This window comes from Stenotrophomonas sp. GD03680 (assembly GCF_029844625.1).
GTDB lineage: Bacteria > Pseudomonadota > Gammaproteobacteria > Xanthomonadales > Xanthomonadaceae > Stenotrophomonas > Stenotrophomonas maltophilia_P.
In genome coordinates this window covers 1-17791 of record NZ_JAOCKC010000018.1, presented here as the reverse complement: position 1 = coordinate 17791, position 17791 = coordinate 1, and the positions used below count along the sequence as shown (strand labels likewise).

17 protein-coding genes are annotated in these 17791 nt (G+C 68.3%); 7 read left to right on the top strand and 10 right to left on the bottom strand.

What is annotated here, in order from left to right; genetic code table 11:
* Positions 1-99 precede the first annotated feature (99 nt).
* The 4 genes from hutU to hutI are packed head-to-tail and all read right to left on the bottom strand — an operon-like array spanning position 100 to position 5376.
* Positions 100-1767, bottom strand: a complete 1668-nt coding sequence (gene hutU / locus N5J29_RS15345) for a urocanate hydratase (protein WP_111186130.1) — start codon at positions 1765-1767, stop codon at positions 100-102.
* Positions 1764-2618, bottom strand: a complete 855-nt coding sequence (hutG, locus tag N5J29_RS15340) for an N-formylglutamate deformylase (RefSeq protein ID WP_164152459.1) — start codon at positions 2616-2618, stop codon at positions 1764-1766. The genes hutU and hutG overlap by 4 nt, the downstream gene beginning before the upstream one ends.
* Positions 2615-4156 carry a histidine ammonia-lyase gene (gene hutH / locus N5J29_RS15335; RefSeq protein WP_164152457.1) on the bottom strand — a complete coding sequence of 514 codons (1542 nt, stop codon included), beginning with the start codon at positions 4154-4156 and terminating at the stop codon, positions 2615-2617. Before hutH ends, hutG begins: the two co-directional genes overlap by 4 nt.
* Positions 4153-5376, bottom strand: coding sequence for an imidazolonepropionase (hutI, locus tag N5J29_RS15330; protein ID WP_164152455.1), 1224 nt, complete (start codon positions 5374-5376; stop codon positions 4153-4155). The genes hutH and hutI overlap by 4 nt, the downstream gene beginning before the upstream one ends.
* 67 nt (positions 5377-5443) lie before the next feature.
* On the opposite strand from hutI, the gene N5J29_RS15325 reads away from it, so the two are divergent.
* The gene (locus N5J29_RS15325) at positions 5444-6814 is read left to right on the top strand and encodes a formimidoylglutamate deiminase (RefSeq protein ID WP_164152453.1); all 1371 of its coding nucleotides are present in this window, start codon (positions 5444-5446) and stop codon (positions 6812-6814) included.
* Positions 6815-6841: 27 nt separating this feature from the next.
* Entirely contained in the window at positions 6842-7570 is a 729-nt protein-coding gene (gene hutC / locus N5J29_RS15320) for a histidine utilization repressor (RefSeq protein ID WP_053515504.1), read from the top strand.
* A gap of 24 nt (positions 7571-7594) precedes the next feature.
* Here hutC and N5J29_RS15315 read toward each other — a convergent pair whose 3' ends face one another.
* From N5J29_RS15315 to N5J29_RS15305, 3 genes are all read right to left on the bottom strand, one after another.
* On the bottom strand, positions 7595-8599 hold the full coding sequence (locus N5J29_RS15315) for a restriction endonuclease (RefSeq protein WP_164152451.1): 1005 nt from the start codon (positions 8597-8599) through the stop codon (positions 7595-7597).
* Positions 8600-8836: 237 nt separating this feature from the next.
* The gene (locus N5J29_RS15310; protein ID WP_053515508.1) at positions 8837-9328 is read right to left on the bottom strand and encodes a phasin family protein; all 492 of its coding nucleotides are present in this window, start codon (positions 9326-9328) and stop codon (positions 8837-8839) included.
* Positions 9329-9408: 80 nt separating this feature from the next.
* Positions 9409-9684 carry a polyhydroxyalkanoic acid system family protein gene (locus tag N5J29_RS15305; protein ID WP_053515509.1) on the bottom strand — a complete coding sequence of 92 codons (276 nt, stop codon included), beginning with the start codon at positions 9682-9684 and terminating at the stop codon, positions 9409-9411.
* 124 nt (positions 9685-9808) lie between these two features.
* Here N5J29_RS15305 and N5J29_RS15300 point away from each other — a divergent pair, with 124 nt between their 5' ends.
* From N5J29_RS15300 to aroA, 4 genes are all read left to right on the top strand, one after another.
* Entirely contained in the window at positions 9809-10612 is an 804-nt protein-coding gene (locus N5J29_RS15300) for an FHA domain-containing protein (protein ID WP_065176024.1), read from the top strand.
* Positions 10613-10774: 162 nt separating this feature from the next.
* The gene (gene serC / locus N5J29_RS15295) at positions 10775-11860 is read left to right on the top strand and encodes a 3-phosphoserine/phosphohydroxythreonine transaminase (RefSeq protein WP_164152449.1); all 1086 of its coding nucleotides are present in this window, start codon (positions 10775-10777) and stop codon (positions 11858-11860) included.
* 52 nt (positions 11861-11912) lie between these two features.
* Entirely contained in the window at positions 11913-13109 is a 1197-nt protein-coding gene (gene pheA / locus N5J29_RS15290; RefSeq protein WP_053515513.1) for a prephenate dehydratase, read from the top strand.
* Positions 13110-13184: 75 nt separating this feature from the next.
* Positions 13185-14501, top strand: a complete 1317-nt coding sequence (aroA, locus tag N5J29_RS15285) for a 3-phosphoshikimate 1-carboxyvinyltransferase (RefSeq protein ID WP_164152447.1) — start codon at positions 13185-13187, stop codon at positions 14499-14501.
* A gap of 122 nt (positions 14502-14623) precedes the next feature.
* On the opposite strand, the gene N5J29_RS15280 is transcribed toward aroA, so the two are convergent.
* Positions 14624-15193, bottom strand: a complete 570-nt coding sequence (locus N5J29_RS15280; protein ID WP_053515518.1) for an energy transducer TonB — start codon at positions 15191-15193, stop codon at positions 14624-14626.
* Positions 15194-15312: 119 nt separating this feature from the next.
* The gene (locus tag N5J29_RS15275; protein ID WP_053515537.1) at positions 15313-15951 is read right to left on the bottom strand and encodes an energy transducer TonB; all 639 of its coding nucleotides are present in this window, start codon (positions 15949-15951) and stop codon (positions 15313-15315) included.
* 113 nt (positions 15952-16064) lie between these two features.
* Here N5J29_RS15275 and serS point away from each other — a divergent pair, with 113 nt between their 5' ends.
* Complete coding sequence (gene serS / locus N5J29_RS15270) at positions 16065-17345, top strand: serine--tRNA ligase (protein WP_065176021.1); 1281 nt, start codon at positions 16065-16067, stop codon at positions 17343-17345.
* Positions 17346-17448: 103 nt separating this feature from the next.
* Here serS and N5J29_RS15265 read toward each other — a convergent pair whose 3' ends face one another.
* The gene (locus tag N5J29_RS15265) at positions 17449-17790 is read right to left on the bottom strand and encodes a ligand-binding protein SH3 (protein ID WP_279924470.1); all 342 of its coding nucleotides are present in this window, start codon (positions 17788-17790) and stop codon (positions 17449-17451) included.
* Position 17791 lies beyond the last annotated feature (1 nt).

Below are 17791 nucleotides of genomic sequence, written 5' to 3'. Positions count from 1 at the left end.
GGCGGGGGCGGGGTCAAGCGCATGGCGCCGGGCCATGCCCGGCATTGCAGGTACCGCGCCGGTAGCGCCGGGCCATGCCCGGCGACACCCGGGTCACGATCAGCCCAGAATGCCCGGCAGGTCCAGCCCCTTTTCCTTCGCGCACTCCAGGGCAATCTCATAGCCGGCATCGGCGTGGCGCATCACGCCGGTGGCCGGGTCGTTCCACAGCACACGACCGATGCGCTTGGCGGCCGCCTCGGTGCCATCGCAGACGATGACCATGCCGGCGTGCTGCGAGAAGCCCATGCCCACGCCGCCGCCGTGGTGCAGCGATACCCAGGTCGCACCGCTGGCGGTGTTGAGCAGCGCGTTCAGCAGCGGCCAGTCGGAGACTGCGTCGGAACCGTCGGCCATGGCTTCGGTTTCTCGGTTCGGCGAAGCGACGCTGCCGCTGTCCAGGTGGTCGCGGCCGATCACCACCGGCGCCTTCAGCTCACCGTTGGCGACCATTTCGTTGAAGGCCAGCCCCAGCCGATCGCGGTCACCCAGGCCCACCCAGCAGATGCGCGCCGGCAGACCCTGGAACTTGATCTTCTCGGCGGCCATGTCCAGCCAGCGGTGCAGGTGCGGGTTGTCCGGAATCAGTTCCTTCACCTTGGCGTCGGTCTTGGCGATGTCTTCCGGATCGCCACTCAGCGCGGCCCAGCGGAACGGGCCGATGCCGCGGCAGAACAGCGGACGGATGTAGGCCGGGACGAAGCCGGGGAAATCGAAGGCATTGGCCACGCCTTCTTCCAGCGCCATCTGCCGCAGGTTATTGCCGTAATCGACGGTCGGCACGCCCAGTGCGTGGAAGCCGAGCATGGCGCGGATATGGTTGGCCATCGAGGCGCGCGCGGCCTTTTCCACTTCCTTCGGTGCGGAAACCCGCTTCTCGTCCCATTGTTCGACGGTCCAGCCCTGCGGCAGGTAGCCGTTCACCGGGTCGTGCGCGGAGGTCTGGTCGGTCAGCAGGTCCGGCTTCACGCCTCGCTTGAGCAGTTCGGCCAGCACATCGGCAACGTTGCCGAGCAGGCCCACCGATTTCGGCGTGCCCGCCTTGCAGGCTTCATCGATCAGGCGCAGTGCTTCGTCCAGGTTGTCGGTCCAGGTGTCCAGGTAGCCGGTGCGCAGGCGCATGTCGATGCTGCTCCTGCGGCACTCCACCGCCAGGCAGGAGGCACCCGCCATCACTGCCGCCAGCGGCTGCGCGCCGCCCATGCCGCCCAGGCCGCCGGTGAACAACCACTTGCCGGTGAGATCGCCGCCGAAGTGCTGGCGGCCCATTTCCACGAACGTCTCGTAGGTGCCCTGCACGATGCCCTGGGCGCCGATGTAGATCCAGCTGCCGGCGGTCATCTGGCCGTACATGGCCAGGCCCTTCTTATCCAGCTCGTTGAAGTGGTCCCAGTTGGCCCAGCGCGGCACCAGGTTGGAGTTGGCGATCAGCACGCGCGGCGCATCGGCATGCGTGCGGAACACGCCCACCGGCTTGCCCGACTGCACCAGCAGGGTCTGGTCATCGTCCAGGCGCTTGAGCGTTTCGACGATGGCATCGAAGCTCTCCCAGTCGCGCGCGGCGCGGCCGATGCCGCCGTACACCACCAGTTCCTGCGGCCGTTCGGCCACGTCCGGATGCAGGTTGTTCATCAGCATGCGCAGCGGTGCTTCGGTCAGCCAGCTCTTGGCGTTGAGCGTGGTGCCGGTCGGTGCGGCAAGGGTGCGGGACGGGTCGTTGCGGGTCATGCGGCGCTCCGGTTCGTAGCAAATTCAAGGCAGGCATTGAGCACCTGCGCCAGGGTGTGGCGCAGCGGTGCGGCGTGGTCGGGGTCGAGCGGGGTGGGCCAGCTGTGCTCGTCCACCTGGTCCGGCAGGGGTTCGTGCATGTAGCCGCGACAGGCCAGCTCCATCTGCAGGCTGTGCACGCCGCTGGCCACGTTGCTGTAGTGTCGGGTGATCCAGCCGCCCTTGAAGCGGCCGTTGCGCACCTGGCTCATGCCGCTGATCTTCAGCAGGTTCTCCACCACGTCGCTCAGTGCGTTGTCGCAGGAGGTATCCGGTGCGCCGGACGGACCGGCGGTGCCGAGATTGAACTGCGGCAGTTCACCGTCGAACAGGTGTGGAATGTGCGAGCGGATCGAGTGCGCGTCATACACCACCACCGTGCCGTGACGTGCGCGCAGCCGCGCGATCTGCGCGGCCAGCGCGTCGTGGTAAGGCGCGAAATAGGTGTCCCGACGGCGCGCGATCTCCGCTTCGTCCGGCTCGCGCCCGGCGTGGTACAGCGGCTGGTTGTCGAAGGTGGTCAGCGGGCACAGGCCGGTGGTGTTCTGGCCCGGGTACAGCGATACCCCGCTGGGATCGCGGTTGAGATCGATCACCGAACGTGAGATCGCCGACCGCACGGTGGTCGCGCCCATGCCGCGTGCGAAGTCGTAAAGTTCGTGCACCCACCAGTCGGCGTCGCGACGCGCCAGCCACGGCGAGTGATAGTCGCCGATCAGATCGTGCGGCAGCTCGCTGCCGGTATGCGGGAAGCTGACGATCAGCGGGGCATCGCCCTCGTGCACCGTCAGCCATTCGGGGTGGGCATTCATGCCTGCGGCTCCGCGGTCGGCAGGACAGCTTCCAGGCCCCGTGCCAGCGCGCCGCTGCGCACGAGCGAGGTGGCAACCACCATGTCCGGGTGGAAGTAGCGGTCGTCCTGCAGGGTCGGCACCTGCGCGCGCAGGGTGGCGCGCACGTTCTCCAGTGCAGCGCTGGAGCGCAGCGGCGCATGGAAGTCACAGCCCTGTGCGGCGGCCAGCAGCTCGATGCCGATCACATTGGCCGCGTTCTCGGCCATCTGCATCAGTCGGCGCGCACCGTGTGCGGCCATGGACACGTGGTCTTCCTGGTTGGCCGAGGTGGGGATCGAATCCACACTGGCCGGATAGGCCCGCTGCTTGTTCTCGGACACCAGCGCGGCGGCGGTCACCTGCGGAATCATGAAGCCGGAATTCAGGCCGGGGCGCGGGGTCAGGAAAGCCGGCAGGCCGGACAGTGCCGGATCCACCAGCATGGCCAGGCGGCGTTCGCTGATCGAACCGATCTCGCACACCGCCATCGCCAGCATGTCGGCCGCGAAGGCCACCGGCTCGGCGTGGAAGTTGCCGCCGGACAGCGCCTCGCCGCTGTCGGTGAACACCAGCGGATTGTCGGACACGCCGTTGGCTTCGATTTCCAGCGTGGTGGCGGCCTGGCGCAGGATGTCCAGTGCCGCACCCATCACCTGCGGCTGGCAGCGCAGGCAATACGGATCCTGCACCCGCACGTCGTTGTCGCGATGCGATTCACGGATGCCCGAGTCCTGCATCAGCGTGCGCAGCGTGGCGGCCGTGGCGATCTGTCCGCGCTGGCCACGAATGGCATGGATGCGCGGATCGAACGGTGTATCCGATCCCTTTGCCGCTTCCACCGACAGTGCGCCGGTGACCAGCGCGGCCTGGAACACGGTCTCGATTTCGAACAGGCCGGCCAGTGCATAGGCGGTGGAGAACTGGGTGCCATTGAGCAGGGCCAGGCCTTCCTTTGCGCCCAGTTCAACCGGCTGCAGGCCGGCCCGCGCCAGTGCGTCCCGGGCCGGCAGCCGCTCATCGCCGATGAAGGCTTCGCCCACGCCCAGCATCACGCTGGCCAGGTGCGAAAGCGGTGCGAGGTCACCCGATGCGCCGACCGAGCCCTGCGCCGGCACCACCGGCAACACGCCCTTGACCAGCATCGCCTCCAGCAGCAGGAGCGTCTCCTCGCGCACACCGGAAGCCCCCTGGGCCAGGCTGACCAGCTTCAGCGCCATCATCAGCCGCACCACGCTGGCGGGCATCGGCTCACCCACGCCTGCGGCGTGCGAAAGAACGATGTTCCGCTGCAGCGTGGCCAGGTCTTCGCGCTCGATGCGCACGCTGGCCAGCTTGCCGAAGCCGGTATTGATGCCGTACACCGGCGCACCCTTGGCGACGATGGCCGCCACGGCGGCGGCACTGGCGCGTACCACCGGCAGCGCCGCCGGATCCAGCGCAAGCGGCGCACCGCGATAGACCTGTCGCCACTGGGCGAGGGTGACATGGCCGGGGCGAAGAACCAGGGTGTTGCTCATGTGTTGCTCCAGGAGGCAGGCAGGTCGGGCTGACCGCGCACCACGCGCGCGTGCAGCGGGTTGAATCCAATGCGGTAGACCAGGTCGGCGGGCGCGTCGATGTCCCAGATCGCCAGGTCGCAGTCCATGCCCACGACCAGGCGCCCGATGCGGTCGCCATGGCCCAGCGCACGCGCTGCTTCGCGGGTGAAGCCGGCGATGCACTCGTCCACCGTCAGGCGGAACAGGGTCGCGCCCATGTTCATCGCCAGCAGCGGGCTGGTCAGCGGCGAGGTGCCCGGGTTGCTGTCGGTGGCCAGTGCCAGCGGCACACCCGCTGCACGCAGCGCGGCAATCGGCGGCGGGGTGGTATCGCGGGTGAAATAGAACGCGCCCGGCAGCAGCACGGCAACGGTGCCGGCCGCCGCCATCGCGGCGATACCGGCGTCATCCAGATGTTCGATGTGATCGGCCGACAGCGCGCCGAAGCCGGCGGCAAGCTCTGCGCCGTGCTGGTTGCTCAACTGCTCGGCATGGATCTTCACCGCCAGTCCGTTCGTGCGTGCGGCGTCGAACACCTGCCGCGCCTGCGCAGGGGAGAATGCGATGTTCTCGCAGAACACGTCCACGGCTTCGGCCAGGCCCTCGGCCGCGATGGCCGGAATCATCACGTCGCAGACCTCGTCGATGTACTCCTGCGCCTGGCGGCCCGGGGGAACCGCATGGGCACCCAGGAAGGTCGGCACCACATTCACCCGGCATTCCTCGCCCAGCGCGCGTGCGACCTGCAGCTGCTTGCGCTCGTCGTCCAGGGTCAGGCCGTAGCCGGACTTGATCTCGATCGTGGTCACGCCCTCGGCGCGCATCGCCAGCAGGCGAGGACGGCTCTCGGCGGCAAGCTGGGCTGGCGTTGCGGCGCGGGTGGCGCGCACGGTGGAGACAATGCCGCCGCCCGCGCGGGCGATGTCGGCATAGCTCACACCCTGCAGGCGCTGCTCGAATTCGTTGGCGCGGTTGCCGGCGTAGACCAGGTGGGTGTGGCAGTCGATCAGGCCGGGCGAGACCCAGCGGCCTTCGCCGTCGATGCGGGTGGTCGGCTGCAGATGGGCATCGCTGCCGGCCGGGCCGACGTGGACGATGCGACCGCCCGCGCAGGCCAGCACGCCGTCACGGAGGACACCCAGGCCCTCACCGTCGAGGGTGATCAGATGGACGTTGGACCAGAGGGTATCGACATGCATGGCATCCACACTGCGGCTGTGCTTATATGTCTATACAATATAGGTGTCCATTTCGGGTTGTCCAGCCATGTCCGATTCGCGTTCCCCGTCCTGTTTCCATGCCGCCCACGCGCTGCTCGCCGATGGCTGGGCCCGCGATGTCCGCCTGCAGGTGCAGGCGGGGCGCATCGCCGCGATCGACGTGGGGCAGCCCACGCAGGACGGGGATGCCCGGGTCGGCATCCTGGTGCCGGGCCTGCCGAACCTGCACAGCCATGCGTTCCAGCGCGGCATGGCCGGCCTGACCGAGATCGGGGGCGGCGACGGCGACAGTTTCTGGAGCTGGCGCGAACTGATGTACCGCTTCCTTGCCCGCCTGCGCCCGGACGCAGTGCAGGCCATCGCTGCCCAGGCATACATGGAGATGCTGGAAAGCGGCTTCACCCGTGTCGGCGAGTTCCATTACCTGCACCACGATGCGGAGGGGCGGCCCTACGCCGACCGGGCCGAGATGAGTGCACGTATTGCCGCAGCCGCGGCACAGACCGGCATCGGCCTGACCCTGCTGCCGGTGTTCTATGCCCACGCCGATTTCGGTGGTGCAGCGCCGAACCCGGCCCAGCGTCGGCTGATTCACGACGTGGACGGTTTTGCGCGGCTGCTGGAGGGTGCCCGTGCTGCGCTGGCCGCGTTGCCCGATGCGGTGCTGGGCATCGCCCCGCACAGTCTGCGGGCCGTCACCGGCGATGAACTGGCAGCACTGCTGCCGTTGAACGAGGGCCCGGTGCACATCCACATCGCCGAGCAGGTGCGCGAAGTCGACGCCTGTCTGGCGTGGAGTGGACAGCGTCCCGTGCAGTGGCTGTACGCGCACACCGAGGTGGACGCGCGCTGGTGCCTGGTGCACGCCACCCACATATCCGATGACGAGCGCGCCTCCATCGTCGCCAGCCGGGCCGTCGCCGGCCTGTGCCCGATCACCGAAGCCAATCTGGGCGATGGCCTGTTCCCGATGCAGGCGTTCGCACGCGAAGGCGGGCGCTTCGGCGTGGGGTCCGATTCCAACGTGCTGATCGATGCGGCTGAGGAACTGCGCCTGCTCGAATACGGCCAACGCCTGGCGCTGCGCGGGCGCAACGTGCTGGCTGCCGATGCCAGCCGCAGCAGCGGCAGATTCCTGTTCGAGGGCGCGCTGCACGGCGGCGCACAGGCGTTGGGCGTGGCCGCAGGTCTGCAGGTCGGGGCCAGTGCCGACCTGCTCGAACTGGACGCCGCACATCCCGCGCTGCAGGCGCGACGGGATGACGCATGGCTTGACAGCTGGGTGTTCGCCGCACGTAATGGCGCGCTGCGATCGGTCTGGCGCCATGGCCGCCAATGCGTGGCCGAAGGCCGCCACCTCCAGCGCGAGGCGATCACCACCGCCTTCGCTACCGCCCTGCACGGCGTGCTGGGCTGATCGCTTCCCGCCATCGAGACCTGTCACGTGAAGGCCAGCAAGTCCGCCACGCTCAACCAGCGCATCCGCAGCGACCTGGAAAGCCGCATTCTCAGCGGAGAGTGGGCGCCGGGTTTCCGCATCCCCTATGAGCACGAACTGATGGAGCAGTACGGCTGCTCGCGGATGACCGTCAACAAGGTGCTGACCGCGCTGGCCGAGAGCGGCATGATCGAGCGTCGCCGCCGGGCCGGTTCGTTCGTCGCCCGGCAGCCACCGCATCTGGAACAGGTGGCGCTGGAGATTCCGGACATCGCGATGGAGGTCGGCTCGCGTGGCCACCAGTACGGGTACCGGCTGCTGCAGCGCGAGCTGCGCCTGGCCGACGCCGGCAATGCCGGTGAAGTGGAGCTGGCCGGCAGTGAAATGCTGCTGGCGATGCGCTGTCTGCATCTGGCCGATGGCCGCCCGCTGGCGCTGGAGCACCGGTTGATCAGCCCGGTGGGTGTACCGGAGGTGCTGGAGGTGGACTTCAGCACCACCGCGCCGGGTAGCTGGCTGCTGCAGAATGTGTCCTGGACCCGGGCGCAGCACCGCATCAGCGCGTGGGGTGCGGACACGGCGTCTGCCCGCCTGCTGGACGTGAAGCCGGGCACCGCCTGCCTTGTGATCGAACGCCTGACCTGGCGGGGCGAACAGCCCATCACCCGCGTGCGCCAGGTGTTCCTCGGCGATGCCTGGGATCTGGTGGCCCGCTTCGCGCCCGGCGCGCGCTAGCGCGCACGCTTCCGCGCGTTCAGATCAATACGTCGCGCACTGCCGCCAGCGCACCGGCTCATCCACGCCGGGGCGGGCATTGAGCTGCACGCGCACCGTGCGCAGCGCGGGGTAGCGCAGGACCTGCGTGCAGACGCGCGGCCACACATCGTCAAGTTCGCCGGTGCGGTTGATCGCCAGGGTCTGCCGGGTCAGCCAGACGCCGCTGGCAATGCCGGGCTGGCCAGCCAGCGCCCGGGCCAGATCCGCCTGGTAGCGGTCAAGGGTCGCCATATCCGGGTTGGGGTCGCTGTGGCCATCGTCTGCCGGCGTGGAAACGGCAGCAGCAGGCGCTGCCGCTGCCGGTGCGGGCGCCTGGGAGACAGCGGCAGGCGCCGCGGCGGCGATGTCGGCGGAGGCAGGGGCGGTCACCGCCTGCGGCGCCGGTGACGCCAGGTGCAGGCCCTGCAGGCCGAGGCCGACCAGCAGGCCGACGGTTACCGAGGCCAACGCGGCAATGGCGATGCGACGCAGGGCCGCGTGGCGTGCAGTGGCGCGCACGCGCGCATCGATGTCGGCCGGCAGATAGGGCTGCAGCAATGGCCACAGGCGCGGGCCGTCCAGCACCTCCACGGCCTGCAGCTCGGCGGCACTACGGCCATCGCGCTGGATCCGGCCTTCGGTGATCAGCACGCCGCCCTTGGCCCCGGCCAGCCGCGCTGCCGCGCCCAGTTCGTTCACCGCAGCGGTACCGATGCGATAGGCCAGGCCATGCTTGCAGGACACCCGCCAGGTATTGGGGCCATCGCTGAGCAGGAAATCGCTGCTGGGCTCGCGGGCATCCTCGGCAGGAACCTCCAGTTCGCGCAGGCCGCGCTGCTCGCGCAGCATCCGCTTGACCAGCGCGGAGAACTCCCGCCAGTGCATGCCGGCCAAGGCCTGCAGGCCCAGTTGCATCTCCTTCTGCCGCCGCTTGATCCACCACAGGTGAACGACGGCCAGGGAACAGATAAGCAGGGCCGACAGCAGGGCCAGAATCCAGGGAAGCATGCAGGGAGAGCGCGGAAGGGGCGAAAACGGAAGCAGACAGTGTAAAGCGCGCACTGCCTGGCAGGGTCAGGACGTTCCCCACAGCAAGCGTGATGGAACGCTCAGATCGGCGTTCCGCAGGCACGAAAAACCCGCCAATCCTGAAGCCGTGAGGGGAGGGAACAAACGGCAGGCGAAGCGATTGGCGGGTTGCTCGCGATTGTCAGGCAAATTTTATTGCATTGCAACAATCCATCGTCAGGGCACGCTGCCCGGCGACTGGTGGCTGCCCGGCGCCGGCGCATCGCTGCCCGAGGCCGCCCGCGTCTCCAGCTTGGCCAGGCGCGCATGCAGGGCGTCCAGGCGTGCCTCCAGCGCGGTGAGCTCGTCGGCGGTGGGCACATGCAGGCGCTTGAGCACGCCCTGCACCTGGTCGTCGAAGGCCTTTTCGACCTTGTTCCAGGTGCCCGAGGCCTTCTCGCGCGCCTCATCCAGCGAGGACTCGACGTTGTCGCGCCATCCCGGGCCCTGCTCGCTGGCGCGCTCACGGCGGCGGGCCTCCCAGGCCTCGCCTTCCTTCACCAGCCCATCGAAGAAACGGCTGCCTTCGGCCTGTGCCCGGCCCAGCGCACCCAGTCCGGCCAGCCAGACCTGCTGGGCCGAATCGCTCAGCTTGCGTGAGAAGCGTCCGGCCTGTTCACCAAAGGTGGCGTCGTCGTCGCGGCGGTCGTCGTTTTCGTAGCGGTTCATCGCACTTCCCGTGGGAGTTGGACCTGCCCCGAGAGTAGCGCGCGCCGCCGTTGCAGGGCCGTGACGGCCGCTGTCGTGGTTCAGCCCAGCTTTTCCTTCAGCACGCGCTGGATTTCGCTTTCGACCATGCCTTTCATTGCCGACAGCAGGAAGCCGAGCTTGGCGGTCACCCGCACGGCGCCCGGCTGCAGCTCGATCGCGCCGTCCACGCCGCTGCCGGAGAAATTCAGCACATCGGCGCTCCACGAGGACTTCAGGCCAAAGCGCTCGGCCAGCTTGGCGGCAACCTGTTCGATCGCCTCGCGCGCCTGTGCGTCGGGCAGGGCGTGGGCGTGGCGGACATCGATGGTGGACATGCAGGCTCCTGGCGCAGGGCGGGGTGATCAGAGAGGGCGAGCATTGTGCGCATCGATCGCGTCCGCGCCAAGCGCTCATCCGGGGTTCTTCTTCGATGCCGGCCAACCTGCTAGGCTGCGCCGCGTGCAGAACCTGCTTGTTCACTTCAGTCAACAACAACAGCCCGACCAGCCGCTGCGGCCCGGGGTGCAACGCATCGTGCGCCATGCCAACGGCAGCGTGCGGCTGGGCGAAGCGGGCAACGGCGCGTTGCTGCTGGCGCAGTTCTGCATGGATGATCGCGGCCTCTGGCTCCAGGTCGGCAACGGCATCCGCGGCATCCATGTCAACGGCCGTCCGGTACGGCGCATGGCGCTGCTGCGCGCCGGCGATGCGGTGTATGTCGATGGCGTGGAAATGGTCCTGCGGGGCGAAGCCGAGAGCCTGCTGCAGGCGCCGTCACCGGACGGCGAAGATGCCGGCGACGAGCAGCGCCTGCTGCGGGGCGTCGGTGGCCTGCACCATGGCCGCAGTTTCACCTTGTCGCGCGCCCGCGTGATCGGCCGCGGCACCGAGGCCGACATCGCCATCGACGATCCGGCGTTCGCCGAACAGCACGCGCGCGTGGAAGTGCACGGCGATCGCGTCCTGCTGCGTGACCTGGGCAGCGCCGATGGCACCTGCGTCAACGGCGTGGCCGTGCGCCACTGCTGGCTGCAGCCGGGCGACCAGGTGGTATTCGATGGCCAGCACCGTTTCGTGCTGGAAGTGCCGCGTGATCCGCGCCGGCGGCCGCTGGCGGCCGAGGATGAGTCCAGCCACGAGGCCGAACGGGCGCCTGCCGAGCCCCTTCCTCCGCGCCGGGTCCGCCGCTGGCCGTGGCTGCTGGTCAGCGCACTGCTGCTGGCTGCGCTGCTCAGCCTGCTGCTCTGGTTCGGCGCGCGCTGAGCCTGTCGTCTCCGTGCTTCGGGCAGGCGCCGGCCCAGGTTGGCGACTACCGGTGCAGTGCCGCGGGCGATGGATTCCGATGAAACCAAATTTCCCTTGCCGCGCAAGGCCGCAAGGCTGGTGCACTGCGGCATACTAGGGATCTTGCCCCACAGGTGTGACATGACGCGCGCGTTCAACTTCAGTGCCGGCCCTGCAACCTTGCCGGAATCGGTCCTGCGCCAGGCGCAGGCGGAAATGCTGGACTGGCACGGTACCGGCGCCTCGATCGTGGAAATGAGCCATCGCGGTGCGGAATTCATGTCCGTCGCCGCCGAGGCCGAGGCGGACCTGCGCCGCCTGCTCGACATTCCCGAGGACTACGCCGTGCTGTTCCTGTCCGGCGGCGCCACCACCCAGCAGGCGTTGATCCCGCTGAATTTCGCAAGCCCCGGCCAGCGTGCCGACTACGTGGTCAGCGGCCACTGGGGCAGGACGGCGGTCAAGCAGGCCGGCCCCTATGTGGACGTCAACATCGCTGCCAGCAGCGAGGACGGGGGCTACCGCGAGCTGCCCGCGCGCAGCAGCTGGCAGCTTTCGCCCGATGCGGCCTATGTGCACATCACCGCCAACGAGACCATCCACGGCGTCGAGTTCCGTGACGTGCCCGATACCGGCGATGTGCCGCTGGTGGCCGATTTCAGCTCGTCCATCGCCAGCGAACCGCTGGATGTGCGCCGCTACGGCGTCATCTACGCGGGCGCGCAGAAGAACCTGGGCCCGGTCGGCATCGCGGTGATGATCATCCGTCGCGACCTGCTGGAGCGCAGTGGCCAGCCGCGCGCGGACATCTTCGACTACCGCTCGCACGTGGCGCGCGACTCGATGCTCAACACCCCGCCCACCTGGAACTGGTACCTGGCGGGGCTGGTGTTCAAGTGGATGCTGGCTGAAGGCGGCGTGGTTGAGTTCGCCCGGCGCAATGCGGCCAAGGCCGCGCTGGTGTACGGCGCCATCGATGCGTCCGGCGGCTTCTATCGCAATGAAGTCGCGCACGCGGCGCGTTCGCGGATGAACATCCCGTTCTTCCTGCCCAACGCCGACCTCGATGCGCGTTTCGTCGCCGAGGCCAAGGCCGCCGGCCTGCTGGCGCTGAAGGGTCACAAGGTGGTCGGCGGCATCCGTGCTTCGCTGTACAACGCCATGCCGCTGGCGGGTGCGGAGGCGCTGGTCGCCTTCATGGCCGACTTCCAGCAGCGCTACGGCTGAGCAATGAACGGCGCGCACCGTCGGGTGCGTGCCCACGCAACAGGGAATTCCGATGGCAAGCAAATCCAGCAAGAAGGCGCCGAAGCAGGCCGCACCGGCCAAGGACAGCGCTGCGTCCAAGGGCACGTCCAAGGCCAGGGCTGCATCGACGCCGGCCCCCACCCAGGCGCCGCTGGCACTGGCCGACGTGCGTTCGAAGATCGACCAGATCGACCGCGACATCCAGCGCCTGATCGCCGAGCGCGCGCAGTTCGCCCACCAGGTCGGCAAGGCCAAGGGCAAGCTTGCCGCCGCCGTCGATTACTACCGCCCCGAGCGTGAAGCACAGGTGCTGCGCATGGTGGTGGACCGCAATGAAGGCCCGCTCAGCGATGAAGTGCTGGTGCACGTCTATCGCGAGATCATGTCGGCCTGCCTGGCCCAGCAGGAGCCATTGAAGATCGGCTACCTCGGCCCGGAAGGCACCTTCAGCCAGCAGGCCGTGCTCAAGCATTTCGGTCGCTCGGCGCTGGGCCTGCCATTGGCCAGCATCGAAGAAGTCTTCCAGGAAGTGGAAGCGGGCAACGCCGATTTCGGCGTGGTGCCGGTGGAGAACTCGGGGCAGGGCACCATCCAGATCACCCTGGACATGTTCCTGACCTCCAACCTGAAGATCTGCGGCGAAGTGGAACTGCGCGTGCAGCAGTACCTGATGTCGCGCAGCGGCCGCATCGAGGACATCGAACGCGTCTACGGCCACCCGCAGTCGTTCATGCAGACCTCGGCGTGGATGCGCGCCAACCTGCCCAAGGCCGAGAAGATTCCGGTCTCCAGCAACGCCGAAGGCGCACGCCGCGCGCGCAACGCCGACGATGCGGCGGCCATCGGTGGCGAAAGTGCCGGCCACGTGTACGGCCTGAAGAAGGTGGTGACCAAGCCGATCCAGAACGATGCCGACAACACCACCCGTTTCCTGGTGGTGGGCCGCAACATCTTCCCGACCTCCGGCCATGACCGCACCTCGGTGCTGGTCTTCATCCATGACAAGCCGGGTGCGCTGTTCGACGTGCTCAGTCCGTTCGCACGCCACGGCATCAGCATGAACCGCATCGAGTCGCGGCCTTCGCACCACGGCAAGTGGGAGTACGGCTTCTTCATCGACCTGGCCGGCCACATCGACGACGCGCCGATGCAGGCCGCGCTGGCCGAACTGGAAGCACACTCGGCGCAGATCAAGGTCCTCGGCTCCTATCCGGTGGCCGTGCCCTGATGCCTGCCGCGGTGGCCGCGGCCACCGCCCCTTGATGCACCGCCGGCCCGCCGGCGTCTACGGAATGATCGAACGATGAGCAACGCGCAACACTGGATCGCCCGCAAGGGCCAGCCGCTGCAGGGCAGCCTCACCATTCCCGGCGACAAGTCGGTTTCGCACCGTTCGGTGATGTTTGCCGCGCTGGCTGACGGCACCTCTCACATCGAGGGTTTCCTGGAAGGCGAAGACACCCGCGCCACCGCGCGCATCTTCAGCCAGCTGGGCGTGCGCATCGAAACCCCCAGCCCGTCGCAGCGCATCGTCCACGGCGTCGGCATCGATGGCCTGCAGGCGCCCAGCGCAGCGCTGGACTGCGGCAACGCCGGCACCGGCATGCGCCTGCTGGCGGGCCTGCTGGCCGGGCAGTCGTTCGACTGCACCCTGATCGGCGACGAATCGCTGTCCGGCCGGCCGATGCGCCGTGTCACCGGCCCGCTGTCGCAGATGGGGGCGAAGATCGATACCCAGGACGATGGCACGCCGCCGCTGCACGTGCACGGTGGCCAGGCACTGCACGGCATCGCGTTCACCTCGCCGGTGGCCAGCGCGCAGATCAAGTCGGCCGTGCTGCTGGCAGGCCTGTACGCACAGGGCGAAACCAGCGTCGTCGAACCGCACCCCACCCGCGACTACACCGAGCGCATGCTGTCCGCGTTCGGCGTGCAGATCGAGTTCTCGCCGGGCAAGGCGCGCCTGCACGGTGGCCAGCGCCTGCGTGCCACCAACATCGCGGTGCCTGCCGATTTTTCCTCGGCAGCGTTCTTCCTGGTGGCCGCCAGCATCATTCCCGGCTCCGAGCTGCGCCTGAAGCAGGTGGGCCTGAACCCGCGTCGCACCGGCCTGCTGCATGCACTGCGGCTGATGGGGGCGGACATCACCGAAGAAAATCCAGCCGAGCAGGGCGGCGAGCCGGTCGCTGACCTGGTGGTGCGCTACGCGCCGCTGAAGGGCGCGCGCATTCCCGAAGCGCTGGTGCCGGACATGATCGATGAATTCCCGGCCCTGTTCGTCGCCGCCGCCGCCGCCGAAGGCAAGACCGTGGTGAGCGGCGCAGCAGAGCTGCGGGTGAAGGAGTCGGATCGCCTGGCAGCGATGGCCACCGGCCTGCGCGCGCTGGGCATGCAGGTGGATGAAACCGAAGACGGCGCGACCCTGCATGGCGGCACGCGTCTGGGCAGCGGCACCATCGAAAGCCACGGCGACCATCGCATCGCCATGGCCTTTGCCATTGCCGGCCAGATCAGCGACGGCGAAGTACGGATCAACGACATCGCCAACGTGGCCACCTCGTTCCCCGACTTCGACGGCCTGGCACGCAGCGCCGGATTCAACCTCTCAGATCATCGGTAGTGCCCGGCCAGGCCCGCCGAATCGGTAGCGCCGGGCCATGCCCGGCGAGCAGGCATCAGACGTGCAGATAAAATGACGGAGGCCGAAGCCTCCGTCGAACATCACGAACCCCTCGTCCGCGATCAACGCTGCTCGGTACGGAAATCCACCGGGACCCGCACCACACTGGCCACAGCACGGCCATCCTGCATGGCCGGCTGGAACTTCCAGTTCTGCACCGTGCGCAGGACCGCACGATCCAGGTCACGGCTGCGTTCGCCACTGCGCGACACGATCGCGGCATTGGTGACGTTGCCGCGGGTATCCACATCAAGGCTGGCGATCACGCTGCCCTGCACACCGTTACGAAGCGCAGCTGCCGGATAGTCCGGCTTGCTGTTGCTGGCGAGCGGGCGCGCCTCGCGGTTGCGCACCGCCGGCACTGCCTTGCGCTCGCTCGTGGCCGGCGTGGCCTGTCGTGCGGCAGGCGGTGCCGTTTCGGCAACAGGCGTCTGTTCGGTGGCTGGCAGCATGCGCTCGCCGACCGGTGCAGGCGCCACCTCATCCGGTCCGGAATAGCGCAGCCAGAGCAGCGCGGCCGCGAACATCGCCACGATCAGCGCGACCCACAGCCAAGGCGATGTGGCCCGGCGCGGCGTACCGTCCTGCTGCATCTGCGGCGAATGAAGGTCTTCATGGGTGGTGACAGTCATCGCAAACTCCTTACGTCGGTTGACGACGTGCCGAGTGTTGCCCGAGGCCACGAAGAAAAGTGTCAGTGTTGCGTCAACGCAACCGGGAGGGTTCAGTTTGCCTTCCGGTATGCGTTCAGTTACTGCGTCTTGAAGTCGAACGGCACTTCAATGGTGCCCGGCACCGCCTGCCCGTTGCTCTGCGCCGGGGTGAAGCGCCAGCGGCGCACCGCGTCGGTCGCTGCGCGGTCCAGGTCACGCGAGCCGCTGCGCTGGATGACGGTGACGTTGTTCGGATAGCCCGTAGCGTCCACCTCTACCCGCACCACCACACTGCCGGTTTCGCCCGCACGCAGTGCGGCGGCTGGATAGGCCGGCGGCGGCGATTGGCCCGCGATCGGCATGGGCTGGCTGCCGCCACCGGCGACCGGCACGGTGCCGGGCGCAGCGGGTGCCGGTTCAGCCATTGCAGGCGGCGGGGGCGGAGCGGTTTCCACCAGCTTCGGGGCGTCTTCCGGTGCCGGCGCCGGCTTGGCGTCGGGCATGTCGCTGGACCCGGCTGCCGCCGGCAGGGGTTCCGGCAGAGGCTCCACCTGGGCGGTTTCCTGCGGCGTCTGTGCCGCAGGGTCGGCGCGGAAGAATTCCTTGTCGCGGCCGGTCAGCCAGACCACCACGAACAGCAGCACCCCCACGCCGAAAGCGATGCCGGCGATCTTCAGGGCGTTGCGCGGAATATGCACAGTGAACGACTTGGCGGACGACGAGCGGGGTGCAGACATGGACCGGACCAGTACGGAATAGCCCGATTCTGCCACGGCCCGAATGAACCGGGCGGCAGAAATCCGCATAACAGGCGATAATCCCGGTCCTGACACCCACCACGACACCTGCCATGCTTGATCCAGCCCTGCTCCGCCACCAGCCCGCCGACCTCGCCGAACGCCTGCGCACCAGCCGCGGCTTCGAGCTCGACGTGTCTGCCCTGGAGTCCCTGGAGGCCGATCGCAAGCGCATCCAGGTGCGGACCCAGGAGCTGCAGAGCCTGCGCAACAGCCGCTCCAAGGCCATCGGCCAGGCCAAGGCCAAGGGCGAGGACGTCTCGGCCATCATGGCCGAGGTCGCCGCCTTCGCCGACGAACTGAAGGCGTCGGAAGTGGCGCTGGACGAGCTGCGCGAGAAGATCGAAGCAATCTCGCTGGGTATTCCGAACATTCCGGCCGACGACGTACCGGCCGGTGCCGACGAGAACGACAACGTCGAGCAGGCGCGCTGGGGTACCCCGCGCCAGTTCGATTTCAAGGTGCTGGACCACGTCGAACTGGGCGCCCGCAACGGCTGGCTGGATGGCGAAACCGCCGCCAAGCTGTCCGGTTCGCGCTTCACCGTGCTGCGCGGCCCGATCGCGCGCCTGCACCGTGCGCTGGCCCAGTTCATGGTCGATCTGCACACGGGCGAACACGGCTACGAGGAAACCAACGTACCGCTGCTGGTCAACGCCGAATCGCTGCGCGGCACCAGCCAGCTGCCGAAGTTCGAGGATGACCTGTTCAAGACGGCCGTCGGCGAGTCCACGCGCTACCTGATCCCCACCTCGGAAGTGCCGCTGACCAACATCGTGCGCGACGAGATCATCGACGCCGAGCGCCTGCCGCTGCGCATGACCGCGCATTCGATGTGCTTCCGTGCCGAGGCGGGCAGCGGCGGCCGCGACGTGCGCGGCATGATCCGCCAGCATCAGTTCGAGAAGGTCGAGCTGGTCTCGATCTGCCAGCCGGAAGACAGCGAGGCCGAGCACCAGCGCATGACCCGCTGTGCGGAAGTCGTGCTGGAAAAGCTGGGTCTGCCGTACCGCAAGGTGCTGCTGTGCACCGGCGACATGGGCTTCGCGGCGGTGAAAACCTACGATCTGGAAGTCTGGCTGCCGTCGCAGGAAACCTACCGCGAGATCTCCTCGTGCTCGAACTGTGGTGACTTCCAGGCCCGCCGCATGCAGGCGCGCTGGCGCAACCCGGCCACCGGCAAGCCCGAGCTGGTGCATACCCTGAACGGCTCGGGCGTGGCGGTTGGCCGTGCGATGATCGCGGTGATGGAAAACTACCAGAACGCCGACGGCAGCATCACCGTGCCGGAAGCGCTGCGCCCGTACATGGGTGGGCTGGAAACCATCGCCTGACAACCGGCTCAGGTGGGTGCCATGCTTGCATGGCACCGAATCCACGCATGGCGTGGATCTGCAATGCGGCTACATCCACGCCCTGCGTGGATGAGCCCCGCGATCACTCTACAACCCGCACCTTCTCCAACGGCACCCATCCCGCCTCGCCCGCCTCGGGCATGCACCACGCCCAACCATTCAGTGTGCGCACCCCGCGCAGCAGCTGCCCGGGATCGACATCCAGCTCCCGCGCGCAGTAATCCGCGGTGGCAAACGCGTCGCCCTGCGCATCGCGACCGATCACCGGTGCCGGCACGAATCCAGGCTGCTGCCCCTCGGCCTGGCACAGGAACCAGTCCTCCCAGCCCTCCGGGCCTTCATAGCGCTCGCCCACCGCCAGCGCCTGGCCGCGGCGCAGGGTGATCGGGTGTGGGAATTCGCTGCGGTGCGTGGTCGTGACGATG

Excerpts from the sequence above, each read along its gene's own strand:
- hutI (WP_164152455.1), bottom strand. The coding sequence starts at position 5,376 with ATGCATGTCGATACCCTCTGGTCCAACGTCCATCTGATCACCCTCGAC.
- serC (WP_164152449.1), top strand. The coding sequence starts at position 10,775 with ATGACGCGCGCGTTCAACTTCAGTGCCGGCCCTGCAACCTTGCCGGAA.
- N5J29_RS15310 (WP_053515508.1), bottom strand. The coding sequence starts at position 9,328 with ATGAACCGCTACGAAAACGACGACCGCCGCGACGACGACGCCACCTTT.
- pheA (WP_053515513.1), top strand. The coding sequence starts at position 11,913 with ATGGCAAGCAAATCCAGCAAGAAGGCGCCGAAGCAGGCCGCACCGGCC.
- N5J29_RS15280 (WP_053515518.1), bottom strand. The coding sequence starts at position 15,193 with ATGACTGTCACCACCCATGAAGACCTTCATTCGCCGCAGATGCAGCAG.
- N5J29_RS15275 (WP_053515537.1), bottom strand. The coding sequence starts at position 15,951 with ATGTCTGCACCCCGCTCGTCGTCCGCCAAGTCGTTCACTGTGCATATT.
- hutH (WP_164152457.1), bottom strand. The coding sequence starts at position 4,156 with ATGAGCAACACCCTGGTTCTTCGCCCCGGCCATGTCACCCTCGCCCAG.
- serS (WP_065176021.1), top strand. The coding sequence starts at position 16,065 with ATGCTTGATCCAGCCCTGCTCCGCCACCAGCCCGCCGACCTCGCCGAA.
- aroA (WP_164152447.1), top strand. The coding sequence starts at position 13,185 with ATGAGCAACGCGCAACACTGGATCGCCCGCAAGGGCCAGCCGCTGCAG.
- N5J29_RS15305 (WP_053515509.1), bottom strand. The coding sequence starts at position 9,684 with ATGTCCACCATCGATGTCCGCCACGCCCACGCCCTGCCCGACGCACAG.
- hutG (WP_164152459.1), bottom strand. The coding sequence starts at position 2,618 with ATGAATGCCCACCCCGAATGGCTGACGGTGCACGAGGGCGATGCCCCG.
- N5J29_RS15315 (WP_164152451.1), bottom strand. The coding sequence starts at position 8,599 with ATGCTTCCCTGGATTCTGGCCCTGCTGTCGGCCCTGCTTATCTGTTCC.
- N5J29_RS15325 (WP_164152453.1), top strand. The coding sequence starts at position 5,444 with ATGTCCGATTCGCGTTCCCCGTCCTGTTTCCATGCCGCCCACGCGCTG.
- hutU (WP_111186130.1), bottom strand. The coding sequence starts at position 1,767 with ATGACCCGCAACGACCCGTCCCGCACCCTTGCCGCACCGACCGGCACC.